The sequence below is a fragment of the bacterium genome (assembly GCA_035529855.1).
Classification (GTDB): Bacteria; RBG-13-66-14; B26-G2; order WVWN01; family WVWN01; genus WVWN01.
In genome coordinates this window covers 1-26834 of the sequence record DATKVX010000025.1, presented here as the reverse complement: position 1 = coordinate 26834, position 26834 = coordinate 1, and the positions used below count along the sequence as shown (strand labels likewise).

Annotated in this window: 29 protein-coding genes and 1 pseudogene; 12 read left to right on the top strand and 18 right to left on the bottom strand. The window is 64.8% G+C overall.

Annotation, left to right across the window (positions count from 1 at the left end; translation table 11 throughout):
• Positions 1-9: 9 nt before the first annotated feature.
• From amrB to VMX79_02405, 5 genes are all read right to left on the bottom strand, one after another.
• Complete coding sequence (amrB, locus tag VMX79_02425; GenBank protein HUV85949.1) at positions 10-822, bottom strand: AmmeMemoRadiSam system protein B; 813 nt, start codon at positions 820-822, stop codon at positions 10-12.
• Entirely contained in the window at positions 803-1234 is a 432-nt protein-coding gene (locus VMX79_02420; protein HUV85948.1) for a hypothetical protein, read from the bottom strand. The genes amrB and VMX79_02420 overlap by 20 nt, the downstream gene beginning before the upstream one ends.
• A gap of 74 nt (positions 1235-1308) precedes the next feature.
• Positions 1309-3951 (bottom strand): valine--tRNA ligase, encoded by a 2643-nt coding sequence (locus VMX79_02415; protein HUV85947.1) that lies wholly within the window; start codon positions 3949-3951, stop codon positions 1309-1311.
• A gap of 277 nt (positions 3952-4228) precedes the next feature.
• Positions 4229-6238: a sulfatase-like hydrolase/transferase gene (locus tag VMX79_02410; protein HUV85946.1), complete on the bottom strand. Its 2010-nt coding sequence runs from the start codon at positions 6236-6238 to the stop codon at positions 4229-4231.
• 41 nt (positions 6239-6279) lie between these two features.
• The gene (locus tag VMX79_02405) at positions 6280-6834 is read right to left on the bottom strand and encodes a hypothetical protein (protein ID HUV85945.1); all 555 of its coding nucleotides are present in this window, start codon (positions 6832-6834) and stop codon (positions 6280-6282) included.
• A 224-nt stretch (positions 6835-7058) separates the two neighbouring features.
• Between VMX79_02405 and VMX79_02400 the strand changes: the two genes are divergently transcribed.
• The 8 genes from VMX79_02400 to VMX79_02365 all read left to right on the top strand — a co-directional run bounded on the left by VMX79_02400 (position 7059) and on the right by VMX79_02365 (position 14393).
• A complete protein-coding gene (locus VMX79_02400) occupies positions 7059-7568 on the top strand; it encodes a hypothetical protein (protein ID HUV85944.1) in 510 nt (169 codons plus the stop codon).
• Positions 7569-7685: 117 nt separating this feature from the next.
• Positions 7686-9122, top strand: coding sequence for a radical SAM protein (locus tag VMX79_02395; GenBank protein HUV85943.1), 1437 nt, complete (start codon positions 7686-7688; stop codon positions 9120-9122).
• 106 nt (positions 9123-9228) lie between these two features.
• Complete coding sequence (locus VMX79_02390; protein ID HUV85942.1) at positions 9229-10908, top strand: glycosyltransferase family 39 protein; 1680 nt, start codon at positions 9229-9231, stop codon at positions 10906-10908.
• 28 nt (positions 10909-10936) lie between these two features.
• Positions 10937-11800 (top strand): hypothetical protein, encoded by an 864-nt coding sequence (locus VMX79_02385; protein HUV85941.1) that lies wholly within the window; start codon positions 10937-10939, stop codon positions 11798-11800.
• Between the two features lie 37 nt (positions 11801-11837).
• Positions 11838-12200 carry a VOC family protein gene (locus VMX79_02380; GenBank protein ID HUV85940.1) on the top strand — a complete coding sequence of 121 codons (363 nt, stop codon included), beginning with the start codon at positions 11838-11840 and terminating at the stop codon, positions 12198-12200.
• Between the two features lie 31 nt (positions 12201-12231).
• Complete coding sequence (locus VMX79_02375; protein HUV85939.1) at positions 12232-13734, top strand: hypothetical protein; 1503 nt, start codon at positions 12232-12234, stop codon at positions 13732-13734.
• A gap of 116 nt (positions 13735-13850) precedes the next feature.
• Positions 13851-14144 carry a hypothetical protein gene (locus VMX79_02370; protein HUV85938.1) on the top strand — a complete coding sequence of 98 codons (294 nt, stop codon included), beginning with the start codon at positions 13851-13853 and terminating at the stop codon, positions 14142-14144.
• Positions 14145-14165: 21 nt separating this feature from the next.
• Positions 14166-14393 carry a hypothetical protein gene (locus tag VMX79_02365; protein HUV85937.1) on the top strand — a complete coding sequence of 76 codons (228 nt, stop codon included), beginning with the start codon at positions 14166-14168 and terminating at the stop codon, positions 14391-14393.
• A 95-nt stretch (positions 14394-14488) separates the two neighbouring features.
• Here the strand turns inward: VMX79_02365 and VMX79_02360 are convergent, their stop codons facing one another.
• Both VMX79_02360 and VMX79_02355 read right to left on the bottom strand, forming a co-directional pair.
• Positions 14489-15109: a hypothetical protein gene (locus VMX79_02360; GenBank protein ID HUV85936.1), complete on the bottom strand. Its 621-nt coding sequence runs from the start codon at positions 15107-15109 to the stop codon at positions 14489-14491.
• A 295-nt stretch (positions 15110-15404) separates the two neighbouring features.
• On the bottom strand, positions 15405-16022 hold the full coding sequence (locus tag VMX79_02355) for a hypothetical protein (protein ID HUV85935.1): 618 nt from the start codon (positions 16020-16022) through the stop codon (positions 15405-15407).
• Positions 16023-16158: 136 nt separating this feature from the next.
• Here VMX79_02355 and VMX79_02350 point away from each other — a divergent pair, with 136 nt between their 5' ends.
• Complete coding sequence (locus VMX79_02350) at positions 16159-16533, top strand: hypothetical protein (protein ID HUV85934.1); 375 nt, start codon at positions 16159-16161, stop codon at positions 16531-16533.
• 28 nt (positions 16534-16561) lie between these two features.
• Here the strand turns inward: VMX79_02350 and VMX79_02345 are convergent, their stop codons facing one another.
• The 9 genes from VMX79_02345 to VMX79_02305 form a co-directional block, all read right to left on the bottom strand.
• Positions 16562-17167, bottom strand: coding sequence for a DUF6642 family protein (locus tag VMX79_02345; protein HUV85933.1), 606 nt, complete (start codon positions 17165-17167; stop codon positions 16562-16564).
• 253 nt (positions 17168-17420) lie between these two features.
• Positions 17421-18005 carry an orotate phosphoribosyltransferase gene (gene pyrE, locus VMX79_02340; GenBank protein ID HUV85932.1) on the bottom strand — a complete coding sequence of 195 codons (585 nt, stop codon included), beginning with the start codon at positions 18003-18005 and terminating at the stop codon, positions 17421-17423.
• A 3-nt stretch (positions 18006-18008) separates the two neighbouring features.
• The gene (gene ruvB, locus VMX79_02335; GenBank protein HUV85931.1) at positions 18009-19076 is read right to left on the bottom strand and encodes a Holliday junction branch migration DNA helicase RuvB; all 1068 of its coding nucleotides are present in this window, start codon (positions 19074-19076) and stop codon (positions 18009-18011) included.
• A complete protein-coding gene (gene ruvA, locus VMX79_02330; GenBank protein HUV85930.1) occupies positions 19076-19696 on the bottom strand; it encodes a Holliday junction branch migration protein RuvA in 621 nt (206 codons plus the stop codon). Before ruvA ends, ruvB begins: the two co-directional genes overlap by 1 nt.
• Positions 19693-20184, bottom strand: coding sequence for a crossover junction endodeoxyribonuclease RuvC (locus VMX79_02325; protein HUV85929.1), 492 nt, complete (start codon positions 20182-20184; stop codon positions 19693-19695). The genes ruvA and VMX79_02325 overlap by 4 nt, the downstream gene beginning before the upstream one ends.
• A 62-nt stretch (positions 20185-20246) precedes the next feature.
• Entirely contained in the window at positions 20247-21326 is a 1080-nt protein-coding gene (locus VMX79_02320) for a hypothetical protein (protein ID HUV85928.1), read from the bottom strand.
• The gene (locus tag VMX79_02315) at positions 21323-21937 is read right to left on the bottom strand and encodes a hypothetical protein (GenBank protein ID HUV85927.1); all 615 of its coding nucleotides are present in this window, start codon (positions 21935-21937) and stop codon (positions 21323-21325) included. Before VMX79_02315 ends, VMX79_02320 begins: the two co-directional genes overlap by 4 nt.
• Positions 21938-22128: 191 nt before the next feature.
• Positions 22129-23049, bottom strand: coding sequence for a PorV/PorQ family protein (locus VMX79_02310; GenBank protein ID HUV85926.1), 921 nt, complete (start codon positions 23047-23049; stop codon positions 22129-22131).
• A gap of 37 nt (positions 23050-23086) precedes the next feature.
• Positions 23087-23758: a hypothetical protein gene (locus VMX79_02305; protein HUV85925.1), complete on the bottom strand. Its 672-nt coding sequence runs from the start codon at positions 23756-23758 to the stop codon at positions 23087-23089.
• Between the two features lie 132 nt (positions 23759-23890).
• Here VMX79_02305 and VMX79_02300 point away from each other — a divergent pair, with 132 nt between their 5' ends.
• Positions 23891-24043, top strand: a complete 153-nt coding sequence (locus VMX79_02300; protein HUV85924.1) for a hypothetical protein — start codon at positions 23891-23893, stop codon at positions 24041-24043.
• Between the two features lie 52 nt (positions 24044-24095).
• On the opposite strand, the gene VMX79_02295 is transcribed toward VMX79_02300, so the two are convergent.
• Together VMX79_02295 and selD are read right to left on the bottom strand one after the other, a co-directional pair.
• Entirely contained in the window at positions 24096-24677 is a 582-nt protein-coding gene (locus tag VMX79_02295; GenBank protein ID HUV85923.1) for a hypothetical protein, read from the bottom strand.
• 39 nt (positions 24678-24716) lie between these two features.
• A pseudogene (gene selD, locus VMX79_02290) lies at positions 24717-25688 on the bottom strand (selenide, water dikinase SelD).
• Positions 25689-25958: 270 nt separating this feature from the next.
• Between selD and VMX79_02285 the strand changes: the two are divergent.
• A complete protein-coding gene (locus VMX79_02285; GenBank protein ID HUV85922.1) occupies positions 25959-26609 on the top strand; it encodes a hypothetical protein in 651 nt (216 codons plus the stop codon).
• Positions 26606-26834, top strand: a 229-nt coding sequence (locus VMX79_02280) for a glycosyltransferase (GenBank protein HUV85921.1), incomplete at its 3' end; no start/stop codon positions are given. The genes VMX79_02285 and VMX79_02280, both read left to right, overlap by 4 nt.

Here is a 26834-nt window from a genome sequence, read left to right as displayed (position 1 = left end):
CCCAACCTCTCACGCGAAGGCCAACGCGGCGTAGCCGACGACGTGGCCGTAGTCGCCGGACGCCTCCGCCGACGTGGCATACCGAATCAGCGTCCCGCCCGAAGCGCCCAGGGCCCGCAACGCGACCAGCGCCACCGCCGCGGGCCAGACGCCACACATCGAGATGTCGTGCGAGGCCACGACCTCCAACAAACCCTCGCCGTCCAACTCCTTCAGGCGTTCTATGGCGAGGGCGTCCTTGCGTTCGGCCGAGGCCGCGGACTCGTAATGGGTCATATCGCTCGAGACGATTACGACGGCGTCCTGTTTAAAAGGCTCGAGCGCGGCCGCGACCCCTGCGCCGGTATCACGGACGGCCGCCGCCGCCATCGGCCCCAGCGCGACGGGGACGATTGCCGCGTCGGGATTGACGTACTGCACGAACGGGACGACGACCTCGAGCGAGTGTTCGGGAAGGTGGGCGGCCTCGTCCGCCTCCAGCAGGGGACATTTCTCGAGCAGCGCCGCGGCCACGTCTTCGTTCACCGGCGCGTCGCCCAACGGCGTCCGCCACGCCCCCGCGGGCCACACCGCGTACGGCGCGCCCGCCGAGTGGTGCTTGGGCCCGAGCAGCACGACGACCGCCGGTACGCGCAGCCGCGCGAACAGCTCGCCCGCGGTAGGGCCCGAATAGACGTAGCCGGCATGGGGGCACAGGCCGCCCGGGTAAGGCTTGCGCTCCGCGGCCACGACGTACGTCGCCAGCTCGCGGCGGAGCGACGCCTCGTCCGCGGGGTAGAATTGCCCCGCCACGATAGGTTCCCTAAGGTTTGACGTTGCCATCCCGCGCCGACTCGTAGCTGTACAAGCGGATGGTTGCGAGCTCGTCGTCGGTGACCCGGCCGTCCTCTACAGCGCCGCGAATGAGGTTGGCGAGCTTCTCCTTCTCGCCCTCCGACAAGCGCGGCAGGTCCCGCGTAATGGGCCCCAGCTCCCGCTTCAGCGCCGCTACCTCGTCCGGGGGAACCCCGGCCTTCTTCGCCATCCGGTCGATTATGGCTTCCGTTACAAATTCCTCGGCCGGCATCTCGCCCCGTACGACCCGCAACAGCTCGTAACCGGTGCTCGTCGGGTCGCCCGCGGCGCGGCCCAACCATATCAACACCGAGACTATTAAGGCCAACGCCGCGCACGCCAAAACGAGCGCGCCGACGAGGCAGCCGCGCCGACCGCGGCCGTTATCTCCTATCGCCATAAAGATGGGTACGGTCCCCGCCGACTATTATAAGAGGGCGGCCCGAACGCGTCAAGCGGAAAGGCGCCAACCGGCTACTGCAGCGCCGTCAGGTTATCCTCTACCCGCGCCAACGTGGCATTGAGGATCTCGAGGCGTTCCGCGTCCGCGGCCACGATGTCCGCCGGGGCCTTTTTGACGAAGTTCTCGTCGCTCAGCTTACGGCCCAGCGTCGCGACGTCGGCCTCCAGCTTCTCCTTGGCCCGCGTCAGCCGCTTTATCTCGACGTCGAAATCTATGACGCCCTCCAGCGGGACGAATACCGTCAGCTCGCCGGCGACGGCGGCGGCGGCGTGGGCGGGCCGCTTGCCGGCGGCCAGCGACGACGCGCTCGCGATGCGCGCCAGCGCGAAGAAAGGCGCCAGCGCCTCGGCCGCGGCGCCGGCTACGACCGCGTCCTCGGCGGACAACATTACGTCGACGTCGCGCCCGGGCGGGACGTTCATCTCGGCCCGGATGTTCCGCACCGCGCGGACGACGTCAAACAGCAGCTCGAGCCGCGCTTCGGCCTCCTCGTCGGCCGCGGCAACGTCGGCCTCGGGCCAGGGCGCCCGGGCGCAAAAACCTCGGCCCGGCGCTACCAACCGGTAAAGCTCCTCCGTAATAAACGGCATTACCGGGTGGAAGAGGCGGAGCAGGACGTCGAAGACGTGCCGGGCGACGCGGGCCGCGGCGTCGCCGCCCGGCGCCTTGCCGTACAGGCGGGGCTTTATGGCCTCCAGGTACCAGTCGCAGTATTCACCCCAGAAAAATTGGTAGAGGGTGTGCACGTAGTCGTTGAACCGCATCTCGTCGAACTCGCGCTGGGCCTCGGCGTGCGCCCGGGCGAGCCGCGACAGCACCCAGCGGTCGACCGGCTCGAGCTCGGCCGCCGCCGGAAGCGACTCGTCCGGCGACTCCCCCACGTAGGGGAGCAGGAACCGCGCCGCGTTCCATATCTTGTTGGTGAGGTTGCGGCCCAGGTCGAACCGCTCCTCCCACAGCCGGAAGGATTGCGACTGCGTGCAGAGCGCGGTCAAGGTGTAGCGCGTGGCGTCGGCGCCGTGGCGGTCGACGAGGGACAGCGGGTCGACGCCCGTCCCCAGCGACTTCGACATACGCTTCCCCTCCGCGGTCTGTATCATGGGGTGGAAGTAGACGGTGTGGAAGGGCACGCGGCCGGTGAACTTCAGCGCCGAGAAGATCATCCGCGCCACCCACAGGAAGATGATGTCCGCGGCGGTGCAAAGGAGGTCGGTGGGATAGTAAACCCTCATGTCCGGCGTGTCGTCGGGCCAGCCCATGGTGGAGAAAGGCCACAGCGCCGAGCTGAACCAGGTGTCGAGTACGTCCTCGTCGCGGCGGAGTTTGCTCGAGCCGCAGCTGCACGTCGTCGGTTCCGCGCGCGCCACGACGACCTCGCCGCAGTCGTCGCAGTACCAGGCCGGGATGCGGTGCCCCCACCACAGCTGCCGCGAGACGCACCAGTCGTGAACGTTGTCCATCCAATCGTAATAGACCTTGACCCAGCGCTCGGGCACGAACTTGACGTCGCCGGCGGCCACGGCCTCGCGCGCCGGCCCGGCGAGTTCGGCCTGCTTGACGAACCACTGCAGCGAGAGGTACGGTTCGACCACCGTCTTGCAGCGGTCGCATATCGCGAGCGGGACCTTGTAGGGCTTCGTGGTCTCGAGCAGCCCCTCCACCTGGAGGTCCTTGAGAACCGCCTCGCGACATTCCTCGCGCGTCAGGCCGCGGTACTTGGCCGGGACCTCGTCCGTCATCCGGCCCTCTTCGTCGATGGCCACGACCGTGGGGAGGTCGTGCCGCTGCGCCACGTCGTAATCGTCGGCGTCGTGGGCGGGCGTGATTTTGACCGCGCCGGTCCCGAACGAGGCGTCAACGGCTTCGTCCGCAACGACCGGTATCTCGCGCCCTACGAGCGGCAGCACGACGGCGGCGCCCACCAGTCCCTTGTAGCGCTCGTCCTTGGGGTTGACCGCCACCGCGGTGTCGCCCAGCATGGTCTCGGGACGGGTGGTGGCGACGACGACGCCCTCGCCGCCCCCCGCGCCGGGGTAGCGGATGTACCACAGCATGCCGTCCGTCTCCTCGTGGCGCACCTCGAGGTCGGAGAGGGCGGTCCGGCAGCGCGGACACCACGTGACCATACGAAGGTCCCGGTACAGCAGGCCGTCCTCCCAATATCGCACGAACGCCTCCACCACCGCCCGCGAGAGCACATCGTCCAAGGTGAAGCGGAGCCGCGTCCAGTCGCAGCTGCAGCCGAGCCTCTTGAGCTGGTTGACGATGGTGTCGCCGTATTGCCCCTTCCAGGCCCAGGCGCGGCGAAGGAACTCCTCCCGGCCGAGGTCGCGGCGGCTCAGCCCCTCCCTGGCGAGCTCGCGCTCGATGACGGTGTGGGTCGCGATGGACGCGTGGTCCGTCCCCGGCAGCCACAGCGTATCGTACCCGGCCATCCGGCGTTGGCGCACGACGACGTCCTGGATGGTGTTGTTGAGCGCGTGGCCCATGTGGAGCGAGCCCGTTACGTTGGGGGGCGGGATGACTACCGAAAAAACGCCCTTCTCCGACGCGGGTTTCTCGGGCGGCGTGAATACGCCCGCCTCCTCCCACTCGCGGTACCATCGCTCCTCGAGCTCCGAGGCTTCGTATCGGGGGACGAGTTTCTTGGGCACAACTTTCACCTCGTTCAATACGGCGCCGTTAATCGTCGGAGTTAGACCGGGCCGGTAACGGCGCTAACCTGAAAAAATAATAAGAAGGCCGGCTCTTGGGCCGGCCCGCTGGAGCGTAACGAACGAACGTCACCAAGGGCGGGCCGGTGCCCCCCTTACAACTACGACTACCGCTACTTTTATTATTTCCACCTTTGCTCTCGGCCCTTCTTTTCCCAGATTATATATAAAAAATAGAAAAAGTCAAGGGCGATAATCTACGTCGGCGGACGCGGACTCAGTTGACGTAGCCCAACGCCCGCAGCGACTTCTCGAGCCGGGGCGGAACGAAACCGAGCGAGGGGATGAGCGCCCGCGCTTGGGCTTCGGCCTTTAAACGGTCGGCCGTATCCCGGCGCTCCGCCAGCAGCTCGTCGACGCCGGCCGGCTCGCCTACCAAGTTATCCAGCTGAAGCGGGTCGGCCTCCCTTTTATAAAAGAACTCCCGTCCCGTATTGTCGTCTTTAAGGTAATAATAACCGCCCGCCACCAGCGCGTCCATCTCGATGCTCCGCTGCGGCGGCTCGAGCTCCGGTACGTGGAAATCCTGTATCCCCTCCAGAAGTAGGTCGCGCCGCGGAACCGCTTCCTCGCCGGCGAAGTACGGTTTCAGGTCCAAACCTTCCCACTCCGCCGGGATCTTCCCGCCCACGAGCGATACCAGCGTCGGCGCGACGTCCGTCAGCGTCACCGCTCCCTCGACCACCGCGCCCGGGTAGCCCGGCGCCTTGAACATCAGCGGGATCTCGGCCACCTCGCGGTGCAGGCCGGCGCCGTGGAGCCACCGGCCGTGCTCCAGGAACTCCTCGCCGTGGTCCGCCAATATTATTATTATCGGTTCCGGCTCCTCGGCGAAGGCGGGAATAACGTTCTCCAGCACGTCTTGGATAACGACGTCCATCCGGCGGATCTCCGCGTCGTACAGCGCTTTGGCCAAGGCGATCTCGTCGTCGTCGTAATCGGGCCGGAAAAACGGGTCCTTGATAAGGTCGTGGAAGAAATACCTACCCTCGGCGAGCTCGCGCGCGCGGGCCGGGTCAACGCGGTCCAGGAAGGGTTTCAATTCCGCCATATACTCGGGCCGCGCCGGATTGGGGGTATGGGGCTCCCAATAATGCACGTACACGAAGCGCGCGGGCCCCCGCGTATAACGCATCCAGAGCTCGAGCCTGCGGTTCAAGGCCATGCCGTCGCGAGTAGGCCGCCACAGCGCGCCGAAGACGCGCGGCGATACGTCGTGCTTCGTCAGAATACGCGCCGCGGCCGTGGGCGGCCCCGCCGCTTCCAAGATGCTCCCGCCGCAGGCGTTGTCCATTACGTCGAAACCGTCGCCCATCCCGGCCATGCGGTTTATGTTGGGGTTCGCCGATACCGCCAACGTGCGGTATCCCTTCCCCCGCAGGTACGCCGTGAGCGTCAACGCCTCCTCGGGCAACCCGGTAAAACGCGCCGTAACGCCGTGGGTACTCGGGAGGGTAGAGGTTAGGGCCGTCGCGATCGCGGGTTTGGTCCACGACGAGACGGTGTACGCCTCCCGAAAAAGGACGCTCTCGCCGGCGAAGGCCTCGAGCGTAGGCGCCAGGCGACGCGTCGCGCCGTACGACTCGAGGCGGTCCGCCCGGAACGCGTCCATTACCAAGAAGAATATGTCCGGTTTGTGGGGCCGGGGCTTTTGCGCCCGCCAAAGGCCGCCGAGTTCGACCGCTACGAACGGGAGGAGCAGCGCCAGCGCGAACAGGCGTAAGGCGACGACGGCGGCCGACGACTTCGCCCCCGCGGCCCGGGGCGCCTTTTGCAGGAGCCGGTATATCCCGGCGGAGAGGCCGACCCAGGCCGCCGCGGCGCCTACGAATACCGCCGCGATAATCAGCCGCGTCGTAACGCCCCCGCGGTGCAATGCCGGATGGTCCACCGTGGCCCAGAAGCGCGCCGCACCGGCGCCGCCCAGCGCGGCTAAAACCGCGAAGAGCGCCGGCGACGCCAACCGAACCGGGCCCCGCCGCGACGCCCACCAAAAATACGCCGTAGCGGCCACCGCGAAAATCGCGGCGGCTAAAAACGCTACCCACAACGCCTCGACGCCCAACAATATCTGGAAAAAATAACGCGGCGGCCCCCAAAACCGGCCGTCGCCCAGCGCCGCGCCCAACACGTACTCGCCGGCCGCGGCCAGCACGCCCGCGACGCAACTCACGGCCGCGACCTCGCCCACGAACCGGCCGTAATCCTTTAACCTTCCCGGCGCCACGTCACCCGTCCTTCGAGACGCTTCTCGTTAAACCCGCGACGTTATGGATACCAATAACCCCAGCATACGGGGCCCATCTCCGTTATGTCCTTTACGGCGTCGACTTCGAAAACCACGCCCATCATCGCCGGGTCCACCTCGTAATCCTCGACCTCGAGCTTCTTGTATTTCGTACCCTTGAGGTACCCCACGACGATGCGCACGTTGTGATTGACGAACGCCGAGTGGCCGCCGCACTTCCCCCACGCCTCCTCGGTCAGGTAGTCGTAGATCTTCAACTTGCAAACCTTGAGGGCCTGGGCGCAGCCGCTCACCCGTTTCGCGACCACCGGTTCTTGCTTTTTGTCGAACTCGTTCCAGGTGGCGATGTCGTTCGGGTCCATCGTCTCCTCGAGCGTAATGTACGGGACGCTGAAGCTGGCGTTGGGCGTGACGAAGGATATGACGGCGACGACGTGGTTCTCTTCGTCGACCACGCGGACACCCGGCCAACCGGTGGAAGGGTTGTACTGCCCCGAATACTTGCGCCAGGCGAACGCCGAAGGGACGGCCAGCGCCGCAACCAACGAGAGAACCGTCAACGTTCTGGGAACCATTTCGTACATCCTCCTCTCGGCCGAAATCCTGTCAGAATATAACATAAACCGACGCAGCCGCCAATCGATTTGCCGCGGCGCCCGCCGCCGGGCCCTCGCCTCGTCGCAAAACGCGTGAATTATACCCGCGGCGGGGATTTAAAACTTGACATCAGCACCCGCGCGTGGTAATTTCGAACCCGTTTCCCGTCTTTCTTTTATCTTCCCATAGGAGGTTTCATAATATGCGTAAGGCAATAGTGGTCGCGGCCGCGGTCGCCGTAGCGTTGGCGATTTTCGGTTGCGCCAAGAAGGCCGAGGAGCCGACGGCCGAGACCGCGGCACCGGCCATGACCGTAGACGACGCGAAGGGGCGGCTAGCGGCCGTCCTGGAGGAAGTTGAGAACTTGCGCGCCGGCGCGGAGAAACCTACCGCCGAACTGGCGCAAGCCTTCAACGACAACGTCGCCAAACTCGAGGGTCTCCACACCGAGCTGACGGAGATAGAGGCTCCCGAGGCGGACGCTCCGGCGTACGCTGAAGCGACCGCCAAAGTCGAGGCCGCGGCGGCGGGCGTCGAAGGGCTGGCCAAAATAACCGAAGCGGCGATGGCCAAAGAGCCGACGATGACCAAAGAAGAGCTGGAAGCGCTCAGCAACAACGCCAAGGCCAAATTCCTCGAGGCGTGCGAGTACGCCGCGCCGGAAATAGCCGCCAAGCTTACGGGGCCCCCGGCGGAAGAAAAAACCGAATAACGACCGGCTTAATAACCGCTACTCGGAAGGGCGGCCCTCGGGCCGCCTTTCGCACGCCACGTCGTTGTCGGTCTCCTGTTGCGCCTTTTCGGCGGTTGTGTTATAAATCCAGAAGCGGTGCGAGTACTTTTCGTATATAAAGACGTAACGCTCACCGAGCCGCTGGGGGTCCTCTACCTGGCCGCGACGCTCCGGCGCGCGGGCCACGAGGCGGCGCTGGCCCTCGCCGACCGCCGCTCCTTCGCCCGCGACGTCGAGTCGTTCCGGCCCGACGTCCTCGCCTATTCCGTCACCACCGGCTACCACCAATATTACCTCCGTTTGAACCGCGAGCTCCGCGCGGCGCTTAAAAAACCCGTCGTCAGCGTCTTCGGCGGTGCGCACGCCACCTTCTTCCCGGAATTCGTGGAGGAGGAGGGCGTGGACGTCGTGTGCCGCGGCGAGGGCGAAGAGGCCGTAGTCGAGCTGGTGGACCGGCTGGCCCGCGGCGACGACTACCGCCACATACCCAACCTGTGGGCCAAAGAAAACGGCACCGTTCACCGCAACGACGTCCGGCCCCTCGTCGCCGACCTCGACGCGCTTCCCTTCCCGGCGCGCGACATCCTCTACGACTACGACAAGTACATGCGCAGCGTCACGATGAAGCACTTCTTCCCCATGCGCGGCTGCCCGTACCTGTGCACCTACTGCTTCAATCATAAATACAACCAGCTCTACCGCGGCAAGGGCCGGGTTTTGCGGTGGCGCTCGGTGGACAACGTCCTGGCCGAAATCGAGGACGTGCGCGAACGGTACCCGCTCAAGTTCGTCCGCTTCCTCTCGGACAATTTCACCAACGGCAAAGAGTGGGTCGCGGAGTTCGCCGACAAGTACGGCCGCGCGGTCGGCCTCCCTTTTCACTGCAACGTACGGGCCAACATGGTGGACGAAAAGGTGGCGCGGGACCTCGCCCGGGCGGGCTGCGTCTCGGTATTGCTCGGCATCGAGACCGGCGACGACGCCGTCCGCAACGAGCTCTTAAAGCGAAACATGTCGCGCGAGACGATCGTATCCGCGTGCCGGTACTTGCGCGAGAACGGCGTCAACGTCTACGCCTCCAATATGATAGGCCTGCCGGGTGAAACCTTCCAGCAGGCCCTCGAGACGCTCCGGCTCAACCAGGAATGCCGTCCCGCCTTCGCCTGGTCCGCGCTATTCATGCCGTACCCCCGCACCGAGCTCACCGAATACGCGGTGCAGCGCGGCTACTACGACGGCGACCCTAACGCCGTCTTCCACACCTTCCACGACCACTCGGTCCTCCGCTTCGAAAGCGAAACCGAGGGAAAAATGCTGGCCAACCTCCACAAGCTCTTCGGCGTAATGGTGGAGTGGCCTTTCCTCGCGCGCCTCGCCCGGCCGCTGTGCAAATTGCCGTCCAACCCCCTCTACAAGTTGATATTCACGCTGTGGTACGGCTACACCAACCGCCGCCGGATATTCCCGTATCCCTTAGGCGTCGACGGCTTCGTCGCCGGCGTGAAGCGGTTCTTGCGGAAGGATAAGGCGTAAGGATATCTCCTTCGGCCGGTATTAAACGAATACGGCGATAGGATTAATAATAATATAGTTATTAAACGATAAAAGAATAACCGCTCCGCCGGTACCGGTTTAAGAATTGAAAAAGCCCATTCCTCCGGTCGTATACGCCCTCCTCCTGGCCGCCGTCGCCGCCGCGGCCGGCGTCTTCCTCTTCTCCCAAATAAACGGGCCGCTCGTCGCCGACGAACCGCAACAAGTCGACATCGCCTCCTCGTTGGCCGGCACCGCCCGGCCCATGGCCTTCTCGGGCTCGACGTGGAAGGCGGTCCTGTGCCATCCCCTGCTTTACCATTCGCTGGTTGCGGTGCCCGTGGGGCTGGCGGGGAAAGCGCCTTGGGCCGGTCGCCTCGCCGGCCTCGCGTGTTTCTACGCTACGGGCGCGATACTCTGGCTCGTGGCGCACCGCGTCACCGGCGAACGACGGGGGCCGTTCCTGGCCGTTCTGTTGTACGCCCTTCACCCGCTGGCCGTCCAATCGGCGTTATCGGTTGATACGGACACGGCCCTTATGCCGCTTGTCGGCATGGTTTTAATTTGGTACCTCTCGCGGCGGGACTTCGACCTCGGCCGCGGCGGATGGCTGGGGCTCGGTTTGCTCGTCGGCGTAGCTTTGACGGCGAAGTTCACGACGCCGCCGGTGTTGGCCGCCGCCCTCGGCATCTACTACGTCGCGGCGCGAAGGCCGCGTCAGTTGGCTTACCTGGCCGCGGCCTTGGGGATAAGCGTGATTTTATTCGCCGTCTACTTCGTACCGTACGCCACGATAAAAGGGCTGCCGCTGCTCGAGCCTTTCAAGCACTCCCTCGGCCGCGTCGCGGCGCCGGGCGGCGCGTTCTGGGGCGTCGTAGTTAAACGGAGTTTAAGACTCGTCCTTTGGCTCGGCCTGCCGTTCCTGATTACTTTCTTCGTCGCCTCGCTGGGCGAGGTCCGGCGGCGGTTCGCGCGCGTTAACCCGGCCGTAGCGTACGCCGCCGTAGCCGCGCTCGCCCTCCTACTCTTCTACCTGCTCGTGGGGGGCGACGCTTACGGGTTCGTCAAATACCACGCGCCGCTGGTACCGTTGGCCGCGCTGGTACTCGGCGCCACTTTCGGGCCCGCCTTCGCGGGGGAGTCGAAACGAACGGTCCTGTTCTTGGGAGCGCTGGCTTTCATATATTACCTCCTCGTCGTCCGCGACCCCCTGTATTGGCCGTACGTCGCGCGCGAAGCGAAGGAGGTACTCCTCGCGCCGCCGGGGGACGTCAACAAAGCCCTCGCGCTCACCGGCGCCTTCATAATCCTGCCCCTGGTCGCCTTCGTCGTTATGACGCGGCGAGGCGGGAGGGTGATGTCGTTCGTAATTTTGGCCGCCGCCGCCGGCCCGGCCCTCGACGTCCGGCACGCCCGGGCCGACTACGAACGTCGCTTCAACTACGGCGAGCGCGGCCTGACCGAGGCCGCGTCGGCGCTGCGGGCCGTTCCCGAATATATGAAGTTAGTGGTGCCGGTCGACGTCGCCTTCGCCGAGCGGTACCGCCACCCGCACGTCGCGGTCGAGGACCTCCTCGGCGACGACGAGGCTTTCCGCCTGTGGGTGCGCGACCGGTACACCGGCGCGGTCGTACTTCGGGACGCGTACTTTATACACGACGGGTATAAAGAAGCGCTGGAAAACCCGCGAGTGATAACGGTCCTCGAGAACATGTACGACATAGGCCGCTACGGCTCGTTTACGGTCGCGCTGCGGAAAAGGGAGCTATGGCCCGAGGAGCCATAAGAACGCGGAACCCGCGGGAGGTGTTACCGTGAAAATTCGCGTACGTTTCGTTTTCGCGTTAACCGTCGCGGCCGCAGCTGTCGGCCTGGCCTACGAAGGCCCCGGCGAGGCGAGTAACGTGGAAACGGAAGCGGAATTCCCGGAAATCCACTGGAACGAGATGCGAACGAGGATGGAGACCGGCGGCGCAGCCGCCGTGGCCGACTTCGTGGCCGCCTTCAACGACGAGGAACGCCGTAAGCTTTACTCGTTCGCCCAGCGGGCTTTCTACGGCCGGGAATGGGAGGGTAAGAGCTTCGACGGCTACGTCGAGGTCTCCAACGCCGGCATAGCCGAGGGCCTCCGCCAGGCCGAAGCCGCGCCTTCCGCCGAGTATTCGGCCAAGCTCGTCGACTTCGCCAATGTCCTGTCGTACAACCTTTCGGCCGGCCTGGCGGAGTGTTGGCCCGGCGATACGCTGCCCCGGGAGAAGCGCCACTTCGAAGCGGGCCTCAAGGCCGCCGAAGACTGCATCCGCTGGCGAGAAGAGCTCGGAAAAGGGCCGGGCCCTTTCGCTATGGCGTATTGGGCCAAAGGGATGCATCTACTATCGCTCGGCGACGTCGACGGCGCTTTGGAAAATTTCAGGAAATCCTTCGACTATTACGTCGAGGTCGCGAAGGAGGAGGGCGCGGCGACGGAGGTATCGGCGGAAGCGGGGTTCGGCCTCATACTGGCCGACGGCTACGTAGGGCTCGCCGAGTGGGTGAGGGGCGACGGGGAAGGTAAAGGCCGGTACGAAAAGGCCGTCGCCTCCTTCCGCGAAGGAGCCGAGAAGTACGCGGACAAGAAAGACGATTTCCAATTCGGCGTCGACCAACTGGAATGGGTAAAAAAGAAATTCATCAAATAAACTTTCTAATCGTAACGAGCGGGGGAAAGGAGCCTTTATGCACGGAATATGCCACATAGAGATCCCGACGACCGACTTCGCCAAATCCAAGGCGTTCTACGAGAAGGTCTTCGGGTGGAAGGTCGAGGTCGACCCGAAGACGGATTACGCCATGTGGACGCCCGACGACGGCCCCGGCGGCGGTTTCAACCTCGTCAAAGAGCCGTGCAAGTGCGGCGAGGCGGGCTGCCTGGTCTACGTCTTCGTCGCCTCCGTAGATGAAAAGGCGAAGGAAGTCGAGGCCGCCGGCGGCAAGATAACGACGCCTAAAACGGCCGTAGGCGAAATGGGTTGGTATACGATATTCGAAGACCCGGCCGGCGGCGTCGTGGGCTTGTGGGAGTCGGCCAAGAAGGCTTAAGACCCGACGCGTATCAACGGGCGATTAACGCTTGAACCCCACCGGTAGAAATAGGCGGATATTTTTTTTCGCCGGCGTCGCGGCGGTATGCCTGGCCGCGGCCGCAACCGAAGCCTCCTTCGGCGACATCACGCAGGACGACGCGTACATCTCTTTTCGTTACGCGGAGAACCTCGTCGCCGGCAACGGCCTGGTCTACAACGTCGGCGAACGCGTCGAAGGTTACACGAACTTCTTGTGGACGCTGTTGGTCGCGGCCGCGGTAAAGGCGGGGATAGCGGCGCCCGCCGCGGGCCGATGGTTCGGCGTCGCCGCCAGCCTGGGGGCCATCGTACTAACGGCCTTTCTGGGCCGCCGTTACGCGGGCGAATATATGGGCGTAGTCGCCGCGGCCATGCTCGCGGCCAACGGCGACTTTCTGCTGGAGGCCGCCCAGGGGTTGGAGACCTCCCTCTTCGTCCTCCTCGTAACCGCCGCCGCCTGGCGCGCGAGCGAAGAATATGTCGACGCCGCCAGGAAGCCGTTGTCCGCCGCCTTGATTATCTTGACCTTCCTCACGCGGCCGGACGGCGCCCTCGTCTTCATCGCCGCGCTGCCGTTCTACGTCGCGACGGCGCGCGCCAACCCGCGCCGCTTCGCCCTCTGGCTCGGCGCCATCGTCGTCGCCGCGACCGCGTACGAAGGTTGGCGCCTCGCCTACTACGGTGCCTTCCTGCCCAATACTTTTTACGCCAAAGTAGGGGCCCGGGGGACGGAATTCATATACGGCCTTAAGTACACGGCGGGCTTCCTGTTGAAATTTTCGCCTTTCTTCCTGCTCCTCCCGCTTGCCGCGAAACCGCGCAAGGTCTTCTATCTGTGGGGCACCCTCTTCGCGGTCCTCGTGGTATACGTAATCGCCGTCGGCGGCGATATGAAACCCTCGGTGCGCTTCTATCAGCCGATTATCCCTCTCGCGCTCGTCGCCGTCGCCGCGACCCTGTACGACGTCGTCACGTCGCTCGGCCGGTTACGCCGGTGGGTGCTGGCGACGTTGGCCGTGGCGCTGGTCGCGACCAGCCTATTACAATTCATCCCCGGCTTCTTCTACGCCCGCCAGTACCGCCAACCCCACGAACTACACGTCGTCGCCGGGAAATGGCTCGCCGAGAACGCGCCGCCCGGGGCTACGCTGGCGACGACCGCGGCCGGCATCATCCCGTATTACAGCGGCCTCTACACCGTCGACATGCTGGGCCTAACCGACCCGTACGTCGCGCGCCGGGGTAAAAGGACCTTCGCCTTCCCGGGACACAATCTCTCCGCGACCGATTACGTCCTGGACCAAGAACCTTACTACGTCCTCATCTACGGCCTCGTATTCTCCCCCGGCCCGGTCTCCATCGACGACGTAGTTAAAAGTACGCAGTGGCCCGCCGAGCGCGAGATGGCGACGTCGCCGCGGCTCCGCCGCGAATACGTCCTGTCGCAAGCCGAAATCCTGCCCGGCGTTTATTTCGTATACTTCGTACGCGCGGAACCCGCCGACAGTTAGCCCGGAACGACGCCAGCCCAGGCCGGCGAGAAAACCGCCGTGACTAGACGGGTGCGCTATTACGTAAAGATAAATTTCGCGCCCCGTTAACGACTCGCGCTCCGCGACGAGCGTACATGCGGGTCGGCCCACTCGGGTCGGCCCGCGTTAAACTATCTCCCGACTTTACGGGTCGAAAGGAACGCACGGCCGACGCAACCGCACCCGGCATCGCCAACCCGGGCGAAGAAGACACCGCGCTCACGCCGTACCGCGCGACCCGGGCGCTGGCGTATCGCGTCGTCGCCGCCGAGCTTTGGTTCGACCGTTTCAGCTCGCGCGGCCGCGGCGGCGACCCCACCGTCCGCGCCAACGCCAAAGTAACGGTCAACCTCCGCACCCTGGACGTACAAACCGGCGAGGTCCTGTAGTCCGGCGCCGCGACCGGGACCGTGCGCAAGACCGTCGAGATTGCGCGACTGCTGGGTTGGTCCGGAATAGACGACTGGGAGGATTGGGACGAGGGGCCTTTCCGGTGGCGTTGGGATTGGGATTGGGGTAATGGCCCGCCCACGGAAGCGGAGCCGGCCGAAGACGCACCGGCGGACGAGGCCGAGGAAGAGTTCGCCGCGGCCGAGGAACCGGCGGGAACGGACGAGACGTCCTCCTCCGCGCCGTAACGGGTTCCAAAAACCGTTAAAAAAGCCGGCCCGAGGGCCGGCTTTCTTTCGCCGCGAAGACGATGCGGCGGACAACCGGAGCGTCTTTCCGGACGCTACGTCGGTAAATTGTACGAAGCGAGTTCCGTGGTAATGGGGTCCTCGCCCAAGGACCACCAACCGTGGTTCTTGGCGCCTATGCCGCCCAGGTTGGAAGGCCACCAAAAGGTAAAGCTCGTCCCGACCCCGGTGTAGTCGATCTTGAAGCAATTGAACGAACCCGCGGGGACCGAAACCTTCTCCGGCCCCGAAACGTTCGCGGTCAAGCCCAGGCCGGCGTCCCAGGTATCGCCCGACTTCAACGGGAACTTGAGTAAGGTCGTGAATTGACTCTTCTCGGGGTCTAAGTATAACCGGACGTCGTTATCGGTTGCTTTAAGATAGTAAAGGTTGAACAGCTCCCAACCGCTCTCGCCCTGGACGTACTCGTAGAACTTTTGCGTTTCGCCTGCGGTGGGGTGATTAAAAACGCCGGATATCGTGTACTTCGCGGCCGTTTCACCCTTATAGTTGTAAATCCATTCGGCGCCGTTCATATGGGGATACGCAAACGCCGGCGTCGTGGGGGCGGTGGGCTCGTCGTCGTCTCCGCACGATACCAACAACGGGGCACTCGCCGCCAGCAAAACCGCCGCGATTGCGATCACGTAACGCCCTGCTAATAACCGCTTAACCATACGACTAGCTCCTCTCTGGCGCGGACCGCGCCTGCGTCCGATTATGGACGTTAGCAGTTAATTCCCCCTGCCCTGAGAAAAGCGCCACAAACGTCTCGGCAAAGGTAAACATAACCGATAAGCCGGCTGGTTGCAACAATTATTTTACCTTCGCCGAAAACGCCCGGGCCCCGCTACGACGCTTCGCTCGCCGTGAACATCCCGTCGGGAAATCGCGGTAAACGCCGGCCTTGACGGCCGGCGGTTTTTTATTAAAACTAAACCGTTGCTTCCCGACCCCGGCCTCGCGCCGACGTTAAGTCGGTAAATTGTACCAGCCTAGCTCGAGCACGATCGGTTCTCCGCCCAGGGCCCACCAGCCGGCGTTCCTGGCGCCCCACCCGCCCGCGCCGGACGCCCACCAGACGGTGAAGGTGCCCGGGCCGCCGGTATAGGCCACCCGGGCGCAATTGAACGTGCCGGCGCTGACCGTAACCTTCTCGACGGCGACGAACGTCGCCCTCAGCCCCAGGCCCGCGTCCCAGCTTCCGCCCTGCGTCAGCGGGAACTTGAGCAGCACTATGAACTGGTTCGCCTCGGCGTCGGCGTATATCTTTACGTCGTCCGCGCCCACCTTGAGGTAGTAGACGAACGACTCCTCCCAACCGCTCCGGCCGCGGACGTACTCGTACAACTTCTGCGTCTCGCCGCCCGCGGGGTGGTCGTAGGTCCCGGCGATAACGTACCGCGCGAACTCCATGCTCTCGTAGCCGTAAATCCACTCCCCGCCGTCGGGATGGCGGTAGTTGAACGGCAGCGTGGGGCCGGTGGGGCCCTCGTCGTCGCCGCAGGAAAATAGGAACGGGACCGCGGCCGCCGCCAACGCGACGCCCGCAATTACGGGATTACTTTTCTGTATAAACCGACGCAACATTCGAGTACTCGCACCCGTACCGAAGTAGCGCAACGACGCTACGTACGGCCGCGTAATGAATATAACCGATAACACCCTCTCCCGCAACGGTTTTTGACGCTGACACGCCCCGGCCTAATATGTTATATAATCCTAAGTGAGTTACGAGCGCTCGCCACCCTATTTCGACCTCTTCGGCGCCAAGGACGACGCCGACTTCCCGGCCGAGCTGGCCGCGCGGCGCGGCCGTCCCTCCCGCCGGGCCATCGAACCCGCGAGACGCGACCGGATCGTGGAGCTTAGAACCAACATCTACCACGACTTCAACGACCTCCATTTCACCGAGAAGCTCAACGAGGTGGAGGGCATAGCCGTGGGCCGGGAAACCGTCCGCGCCCTCTTACGGGCCCACGGCATACCGCCGAAGCAGGCACGCCGAAGACCTCGCCACCGCAGCCGTCGTCAACCTTGGCCCGCCGAAGGCGCGCCCCTCCAGGCCGGCGACGGCCGGGCCGTATTCATCTTCAAATAAAAAAGGCGCCGCGGCCGGCGCCTTGAGCCTATAGCCTCCTCGGGCCGCGGCCGGTATAATATCTAAATCCCATTAATTTCTGCAACCGAGAATAACGTGCCGCCAACTTGCGTAGCAGGTACGCGGGTTTTTTATAATATGCCGCCCAATACAAGAACAACAGCTCGAAGGCGCTCGACTCCACCCACCCCACGTCCTTGGTATACCCGGCGACGGCCGCGGCCCCGGTTTTCTTCAAAAAATCCTTGAGCTGTTCGTCAACCGCTTTCAGCGTCTTACAACTCCCGAAGTAAACGAGCTTTTTCTTAAACGCGCCGTGAGCGAGGTCCGCTATCTCCGGCAACGTTATCACCTCGTGCGGCGATATCTTTAGTTTGCCGCGCGCGCCGTGGAAAGACAGATATACGATCTGGTAGTCGCGGTAATATTTTTTCTGTTGGAGGTAGTACGCAAGCTCGGCCTTGGTCCCGCACCGGCGGTAGATGAATTTAATCTCGCCGCGCCGCTGCAGGATCTGGAGTAGCGGCTTCACCGACTCCTCGCTGCGGATGTCGGCGGACCACTCGCCCTCCAGGCAGATTATCCTGTCGAGGGTGCGGAATTTCTTGCGTGCTCTCTTCGTGCACTTCCTCATAAAATAATACCGGCGCGCCGGCGGTTTTTTATTTCCCGGCTTATTTTTTACCTTTTACGGAACGAAAGCGAGCCGCAGGAACCGCACAACGGCGACCTTTTATACCAAACCGGCCTTTTATAGAAATGTATAAAACCCGCCCGAGAAATTATACAGATTGCGAGATTTGTATAATTTCGCCCTCGCGCGCTATTCGCCCTTAATAATATCTAACACCCCGGCGCATCATCGTTAAAAGGCTGCGGTCCATTTCTCACCGAGATTTGAGTTCTCCGACGGTGAACACCGCCCGGAACTCCAGCCCCGCCTCCTCGACCGCTTCCCGGGCGCCCTCGCCGCGGTCCACCAGCAGCACGACGGCCAGCGGCTCGATGCCGGCGGCTCGAGCCGCGGCCGCGGCCTTGAGCGCCGACGCCCCCGTCGTCGCCGTGTCCTCGACGACGACGCACCGCTTCACGGGGTCGACGTAGCCCTCGAGCTGGCGGCCGGCGCCGTGGCCCTTCGGCTCTTTGCGGCAGTAGACCGGGAAGAGCTCGTACCCGGCGGCCGCCGCCGCCATCGCCGCGGCCGTGATTATGGGGTCCGCCCCCAGCGTCATGCCGGTTATGCCGAGCGGCTCGCCGCCCTCCTCGAGCAGGTCGCGTATCGTATCTAAAAAAAGCACGCCGGTCAGGACCGCGCCGCGGGGGTGAATCGTTACGCGCCGGCCGTCTATGTAATATTTGCTCTTCTTGCCCGACGCCAGCGTGAAGTCGCCCTCGGCGTACGCGACTTCGCGGATGAGCGCGAGCATCTCCGCGCGCGCCTCGGCTAGGGGGATATCGAATACGTTACCCATATCTCAAAGGGCGTCGTAGCCGCCGTCCTCCTCGAAGGGCAGGGGTTCGATTTCGGGGAGGTCGCGGGGCGCCTTCTTCCCCAGGTGCTCGTACGCCCGGCGCGTCGCGACGCGGCCGCGTTGCGTCCGGCCCAGGAAGCCGATCTTGAGTAGAAACGGCTCGACGACGTCGGCCAGCGTATCCTCTTCCTCGTTGAGCGTCGCCGCCAGCGCCTTCAGGCCCACCGGCCCCCCGTCGTAGGTCTCGATTATCACTTCCAGCACGCGGCGGTCGAGGGCGTCCAACCCCTCCTCGTCGATGCCCAGTAACTTGAGCGCCTCGGCCGCGGCCTCGTCGTCCAACTCGTCGCGCCCCTTTACCTGGGCGTAGTCCCGGACGCGCCGCAGCAAGCGGTTCGCCACCCGCGGCGTACCCCGCGCCCGCCGCGCCACGGCCCCCGCGCCGCCCGCCGTCAGCGGCACGTTCAATATCTCGGCCGAGCGAAGGAGTATACACTCGAGGTCCGCCGGCGGGTAGAACTCGAGGTGATGGAACAGGCCGAAGCGGTCCCGCAGGGGCGTGGTTAGCAAACCCGCCCGCGTCGTGGCGCCGATGAGCGTAAACCGCTTCAGGTTGAACTTCACGGTCCGCGCGTCGGGGCCCTTGTCCAGGATGAAGTCTATTTTGAATTCCTCCAACGCCGGGTACAGGAACTCCTCCACCACCCGCGGGAGGCGGTGGATTTCGTCTATGAAGAGGATGTCGCGTTCGCCGAGGTTGGTCAGGATCCCCATGAGGTCGCCGGGGCGCTCCAGCGCCGGGCCGGAGGTGGCGGTGATGTGCACCTTCATCTCGTTGGCGACGACGTGGGCCAGCGTCGTCTTGCCCAGCCCGGGCGGGCTGTAGAGGAGGAGGTGGTCCAGCGGCTCGCCGCGTTCGGTCGCCGCTTCCACGGCGATTTCCAAATTTTTTAATACCTGCCGCTGGCCTACGAACTCGTCGAAGCGGCGGGGCCGCAGCGGCGCCGTGAACGTAGCGTCCTCCGGCTTCTCCTCCCGGGCGATGAGCTCGTTGCGCGAAACTTCCGCCATCACTTGGCCCTTTGGCGCGCGTAGATGAGCGCGAGCACTTCTTCAGCGGTGGTGCAATCGCGGGCGCCGTCGCCGAGGTTATCTATTAAGGCCCGTATCTCCGCGCGGCTGTAGCCGAGCTGCTCGAGTACCGCCTCCGCCTCAAGGAGCGCCCCCGCGGCGCTCGGGGGCGCGGCCTCCGCCCGCGTCCGGCACAGCGCGGCCGCCGCGACCTTGCCCTTGAGCTGGTGGATTATCTCCTCGGCGCGCTTGCGGCCCACGCCGGGCAGGAGCGTAAGGGCGGCCACGTCCTCCTCGATGATGGCCTGGGCGACGCGGGCGAACGGCAGCGTCAACGCCCGCGCCGCGGCCTTCGGCCCTATTCCCGATACCGAGATGAAGTGCTCGAAGAACTCGCGTTCGACGTCGTTGGCGAAGCCGACCATAAGGGGCGTAATGCGGGAGGGGGTCGCGACCAGGTGGTACGAGATGACGAGCGAGACCTCGTCGCCCGGGCCGACTTCCTCGAGCTGGGCCGCCACCGCGCCCGGCAGCAACACGTCGTAACCGACGCCGCCCGCCTCCACCACGACGGCGTCGCGCTTCTTCTTCAGGACGACCCCTCTCAGGTGCGAGATCATCGCTTATCGTTCGGGCGCGCGGACAGGAAGTGGGCGCACAACGCGAGCGCCAGCGCGTCCGCCTCGTGCTGCGTCGCCGGCGGCTCCTTCAAACTTAAATGCCTTATGACCATTCGCGAGACCTGGTCCTTGGAAGCGCCGCCCGCGCCCACCACCGCCTGCTTGACCCGCCGCGCCGCGTACTCGAGCACCGGCGCCCGGGCCTCCGCGCACGCCTCCAGTATCACGCCCCGCGCCTGCGCCATCTGGAGCGCCGTCTTGGGGTGCTCGGCGTGGGAGAACAGCATCTCCACCGCCACCGCCTCCGGTTTGACGGCCCCCAGGACCTCGAGGGTGTAGTTTCGGATGGCGGCCAGCCGCTCCGGGAGCGGCCACTTGGCGGGCGGCGCCGCGGTATCGCCGTACAATTTATAATACGCCCGGCCGCGACTCTCGACGCAACCGAAGCCCGAGCCCGTCAAGCCGGGGTCGATGCCCAATATCTTCATTTAGAAATTAAACCTTACGCCGCTTAAACGAGACCCGCCGGGCGGCGGGCCTGCGTCGGCGGTTAATCGTCGGCCGCCAAAGCGTCCAGCGCCGCCGCCATTATGTCCGCGATGCGGTTGACGTACCCCGCGTTCTCCAGCGCGAACGAGAAGAACGCCGCCTTCCCGCCGCCGACCGGCCGCACCATACCGTAACAAAGGCCGTCGCCCGGGCCCACGAAGAACGACGCCGCGTCCGCCGGCGGCCGGAAGCCGTCGCCCCAGTTGCCGATTATGGTCAGGTCGTTCGACAGGCCGTACTTCTCCTGCGGCAAAGAAACCCCCGGCCCGGCGATTACCTCGGCCACCTGGGTATCGGCCTGGTACGACGTTATCCCCAACACCTCCCGGCAAAACGGCGTCCGGGCCCGCGACGCGTCCGACAAGTAGTTCTGCGATATTAGCAACAGCCGGCCGCCGCCCTCGACGTACGACGCCATCGCGCGTTCGTCCGCCGCCGAGATGACCACCGGCCGGGCGTCCAGGCCGTTGAACCAGATGACGAGCGGATACGCGGCCAGCTCCGCCGCGGACGGGCCGTCGCGGCCGGCGCGTACGACGTACGCGTCGAACGGGACGCCCAACCGCTGGAGCGCGTCGCGGTACTTGGCGTCGACGTCGACGCTGTACTTGTTGCCGTTGCCCGGGCCGTCGTCGTCGTCCACGAGCAACAGCTTGCGGTTAGACAAAAAGCGTTTGAAGAGCGGTTCCGGCCGCGGCGGCGTAAGCTCGAGTCGGCGGAATACGCCAACCGCCACGGTGGCCGGCTCGCGCTGGAAATACGCGCGAAACGTACCGACGTCGGCCGTAGTCGTTACGATGAAGGTGGTCGCGCCCTTCGCCCGGGCGACGCGTACGTTCTGGATGCGCCCCGCCGGCGGGACCGATAGCCCCTTGGGCGCGTCGGCGGCCACCGTGAGGACCAGCGTCCGCGGCTCAGCGCCGGCCTCGCACGTGAACGCCGCCGGCCCGTCTAACGCTACGGTCACCTCGGTGTAGACTTCGTACGCGTCGACCGAGACGGAGCGAACCGCGGCGGCGTGGGCGACCGCGGCAACGAGAATCGGCGCGATGAGCGATAGCGGAGCCGGCGTCGTCCTCACTTCACGACCGCTATCTTGCCAGTGTGCTTCTCGCCGGAGGGGAGCTCGACGACGAACATATACGTGCCGCCAGCGACCATGTCGCCCCGTTCGTTGCGGCCGTCCCATTGGAGGGGAGAACCCGAGAGTTTGACGAGCTCGCGGCCCTCCATATCGTAGATGGCCGCGCTCGAGCCGGAGGGAGCGCCGACGAACGTCAGTTGCCCTCTGCCGCTCGAGAGGTCGAACGGGTTGGGCGCGGCGTAGACCTCCGGCAGCGCGGGGGCGCCGCCCGCGACGGTTATATTCACGGACGCCTCGGAGCCCAGGCCGCCCGCCTCCTCGACGACGATGCGGTACGCGCCCGATTCGTCCGCCGGGACGCGCCACATCACCATACCGTCGGTCTCGCGGCCGTATTCGCCGATCTTGGTGCGGTGGCCGTCCCACTTCAACCAGACGTCCACGGGGTTGGTGGTGAAGTTGCGCCACGTGATGCGAACCACCTGGCCCGGCTTGACCTGGGTATCGTCCGCCGGGTTGGTGATGGTGAGCTCGCCGATGGCCCACGTCGCCGCGGCCGCGCCGAGCAACGCGCCGACCACTAAACCGTATTTCGCGAAGGATTTCATATCCGTATATCCCTCCCGGGCGTGTATCGGGAAGCCGGCGGGTTTTATTTCATCTTACAAAAATATAACATAGCCGCGGCCTAAGCGGCAAGCAAAAGCCGCGTACGCTCCTATCTAAATTTAAACGAAATAGGTCAAAAAACGGGCCGGCACGTAGGCCGGCCTATAATAAACGGTAACCCCGCTCGCCGTCAGAACTGCATCCCCACGGTTATGCGGTGGGTGGCGCCGAAAAGGCCCATATCGGCGTAGGCGTAGTCGGCCAGGAGGCCCAGGTTGGCGGCGGGCGAATATTTGAAGCCCAGGCCGCCGGTCAGGCCGTCCTCGTCGTAGTTGGCCTTGTAGCCGGCGCGGGCGGCGATGGTCTTCATAAACCAGTACTCCAGGCCGGTGTTGACCATAACGTCGTCGCGGTCGTTGAACTTGACGCCGTCTACCGCCACCATAAGTTCGTTGGTCTCGCCGCCGAAGGGCAACGTATACGCCACGCCGCCCCGTACCGCGAGCGGCAGCGGGTCGCCCTCGTCGATGAATTTCATCTCGCCGCCGATGTTGGAGGCCGAGACGCCGGCCGCCAGCCCGGGCAGCGGCAAGTCCGCCACCGCGCCCAGGGACCCGGCGAACGCGGAGGCGCTCTCGTCTTCGATGGTGGAGGATATGTACTCCGCCGCGGCGCCCACCGCGAGGAAGTTGAAGAAGCGGCGCCCGTACCCGAGCGACAGCGCCATATCGCTGGCGCTGAAGTCGCCGGTGTAGTTACCCTGCTCGTCGCGGCCGGTGAGCTTGCCCATGCCCACCCGGCCCGCCGAGAAACCGACCGTACCCAGGTTGAAGAGCGGATACGAAAGGCCCAGGTACTCGTAGCGGACGTCCTCGAGCCACTCGTTGTGGGTGAAGGACACCGCGCGACGGCTATCCACCGCGAGGCCGGCCGGGTTCCAATACAACGCCTCCGGGCCTTCGGCCGCCGCCGCCTGAGCTTCGCCCATGCCGACCGCCCGGGCGCCGACGCCTATTTTCAGAAACGCCGCGGCCGACGAGCCCGCCTCCGCCGCCCCGGCCGCGCACGCCGCCGCCAACGCCGTCACCAAAAAGGGTATTAATCTCTTCATCTCGTTCCTCCGGAAGAGCCGGGCGCGTCCCGGCCTGCTAACCCAAACCTCGCCAAACCCGACGCGCCGCCAAACTCACCAGCGATAAAATCAGAACCGCGCCCAACCCGTTCTCTACGGCGAGCGCGAGCTGCGCCCAAAAAGTCTTCGCCAAAAAAACCGCCGTCCCGGGAAATAACCCCTCGAACCCGATTACGAAATAGCTCAAGTAAGATACCACCGCGTACGACGAGAACGCCCGCTGGCCCAAGAATTGCACCGCCAGGACGTCGAGGACGAAATACAGCACCGAGAACCAGAACGCGACGTTAAACGTCACCCACCCCAACCGCAGCACGCTCGTCCCGTACCGGCTCGTGAACCGCCAGAGGCCGAACGCCCAACTGCGCGCCAGCGCGCCCACGTCCCGGTAGTCGCGGAATAGCAGGCGGAAGTCGCGCCGCGTAAGCTCGAGCCGCGCGCGGTAGAAGGCGTCCGCCTCCGCGAACCGTCCCCCCTGGGCCAACAGGTGCTCCAACCGGCCCAGGCCGTAACGCAACTCGTAACGCTCGTCGTCCCCCAAATCGCCGTGGGCGCGAACCGCAGCGCCTAAAAACTCGACCAATACTTCGCGGCCCACGCGACGGCCGCCGGCGAGCTCCCCGGCCAGCCGTTCGCACTCGCGGCGCAGCCGGCTCGAGTCGGCCTCGCGTTCGCTACGAGAGAGCACCTATATGAGCTTTCAATATTAACACCGCCGCCGGGGCGTGTCAAGGCAACGGTTCCGAATAAACCCTTGACACGGTGTTAGCAATATGCTATATATCATATAGCACAAAGAAAGGGGGTGCGGCGTCATTATATGCTAAAGGAATTGGTACTTTACCTCGGCCGGCTGGCGCGGGACCGTTTCTACGGCACGGTGGAGCTTAAATTCGAGGCCGGTCGCGTCGTCTTCGTACGCGTCAACCGGACGTTGAAACTCGAGGACCTGGCCGCCGGCGATAAAACCTAAAAGCGAGCAGGCCCGCCGGCCTACTCGGCCCGGTCCTTCCCGCCTCTTCGGCCTACGGCGCGAGCTCCAGGCTGGTCCAATCGATCCACAGGTCCGCTTCCTGCAAGTATTGGGTGCGGAGCTCGAAAATGAAGGGTTCGGTGACGTCGAAACCGATCTTGAAGGTATAGTACTTCTCCGGGTCCGGGAAATCCTTGGCGTACAAACCCTTCGACATAATCATTTTATAGTTGTCGGGGTCGGCTTTGGGGTAACCCGCTATGTCGACCCAGAAAACCGGCTCGTCGTTTTTGGGCAGGTTCGCCGCCTTCACGCGCCAGCGCGCGAGGTAAGAGCCGGGCGCGATCTCCTCGTACGGCCCCCAGGCCGCGTATTCGCCCAGCTTGGCGTCCCCCGGCTTCACGAAAAGGGACATCTGGTTCGAGGCCGCGGGGTCCGACGTCAGCTCGCCGCGGGTAACTTCGGGGCCGAGCTCCTCCGCCTCGTACGTCTTGCGCAGCGGGTTAGCGTCGGCCGGGATAGTCTTTACGATCTTGGGGGGCGGTAGGACTTCCTTTTCCCCAGGGCTTTTCTGGCAACCGGCTACCAGCGACGATATCGCGAACAAGGTTACAACCGCCGTAACGTACCGCATTTTGTACCTCCAGGTGAGGCCCACCACTCCTTAACCAACTCAGCTTACTATCTCCAACGTCGGCGCCGACGAAGCGAACACCTCGCCGACCACCGCGGCCGCGCCGCCGACCGCGGCCGCGTACGCCGCGGCTCGCTCCGGCGGCAGCGCTACGAGCAGGCCGCCCGAGGTCTGCGGGTCGGCGAGCAAGTTTAACGCGGCGTGAGATATCTCCGCCACCACGTTAATATCCGGTTCGACGAATTTCAAGTTATTAATCAAACCGCCCGGGACATAGGTGTCGGCGAATTCGAGCGCCCGGGGGAGCTGCGGCACCCGCGAGGCGAAGATCCGCACGCCGACCTCGGAAGCCCGGGCCACTTCCAGCGCGTGCCCCAACAGGCCGAAGCCGGTGATGTCGGTGGCGCAAACCGCGCCCGCGGCCGACATGGCCGCCGCCGCGGCCTTGTTGCTTTGCAGCATGCTCTCCAGCGCCGAAGCCTCCGTTTCGGGCGGGCACTCGCCTCGCTTCACCGCGGTCTGGATGACGCCGGTGCCCAGCGCCTTGGTCAGCACGAGCGCGTCGCCCGGCTTCGCGGCGGCGTTGGTTATGACTCGGTCGGGCCGCACGAAACCCAGCGCCGCCAGGCCGTAGAGGATATCCGGCGACTTGACGGTGTGGCCGCCGGCCAGCAGCACGCCCTCCGCGGCGCACGTCGCGGCGCCCCCCTTGAGGGTGGTTATCAGTACGTCGTCCGGAAGCTTGCCGTACGGAAACGCCACCACGTTCAGCGCCAGGAACGGCTCGCCGCCCATGGCGTAAATATCCGAGAGGGCGTTCGTCGCGGCGACCCGGCCGTAGTCGTACGGGTCGTCGACGATGGGCGTGAAGAAATCGACCGTCGCGATCAACGCCTGCTCGTCGCTGATTTTATACACCGCGGCGTCTTCGCCGTTCCGCGTCGCCGCCAAAAGCAGCGGGTGGTCCGGCACCGGCAACTCCGCCATTATCTCGGCCAGGGCCTCGGCCGGGACCTTGGCCGCTCAACCCGCCGCGGCGGTGCACTGCGTTAAACGCAGTTTCTCTATGGATTCCGAAGACATTTTCCAGTTATATTATCACAAACTACGCGACAAATCAAATACCCCCGTTCGCGCCCCGCGCCTTGACGGGGGGTATCCTTTTAGGGTATATTAAACATACCCGCGGCGCCGCGGTTCACTGTAATAGGGCCCGCGTTCGCGCCCAAAGGTTCCCGGCGCCCCCGGCCGCCGGCGTTACCGCAACGGCGACGCGTTCTTATGAAGGGCGACGTCTTAAAAATCAAACCGCACCATACCGCCGCGGCCCGCGCCGTCTACGACCTCCTCGCCGGCGAAATCAAGCGCGCCCCCGGGCGCTTCGTCGTCGCCGTCGGCGGCGAATCGGGCTCCGGCAAATCCGAGGCCGCCGCGGAGCTGGCCCGGCTGGCCGGCGAAGACGGCGTTAAAACCCTCGTCATCCAACAAGACGATTATTTCGTCTTGCCCCCCAAGACCAACCACCGCAAGAGGCTCGCCGATTTCGCGTGGGTGGGCCCGGGCGAGGTCCGGCTCGAGCTGCTGGACGAGCAGCTGGCCCGCGCCCGCGACGCGAACGTAACCGAGCTCGAGAAGCCGCTGTCCCTATTCGAAGAAGACGAGCTCACCGCCGAAAAAGTTTCGCTCGCCGGCGTCAAGCTCGTCGTCGTAGAAGGGACCTACGCCACGTCGCCGGCGAACGTCGACCGCCGCGTCTTCATCGACCGCGACTTCGAGGCGACGCGGGAGGCCCGGGCCGAGCGGGGCCGCGAAGGTCAGGACGACTTCCTGGAGCGCGTCCTCGCCCGCGAGCACGAGTTCATCTCCAAACTGAAGGACGGGGCCGACATCATCATAAATACCGACTACTCGGTAACGGCGGTGGCGAAATGAGGCTCGAGCGCCTGGGGATGTTCTCGGTTCACGGCTACGTCGACGCCGTGCCGCGCCTCGGCGCCACCGATACCGGCGGCCAGGTGACGTACGTCCTGGAGCTCTCGAAGGCATTAGGCCGGCTCGGCGTCGCGGTCGACCTCTACACGCGAGCTTTCGAGGGGCGCGCGCCGCTCGAGGCGGTGAGCGAGGGCGTCCGCATCGTCCGCGTCCCCTGCGGCCCGG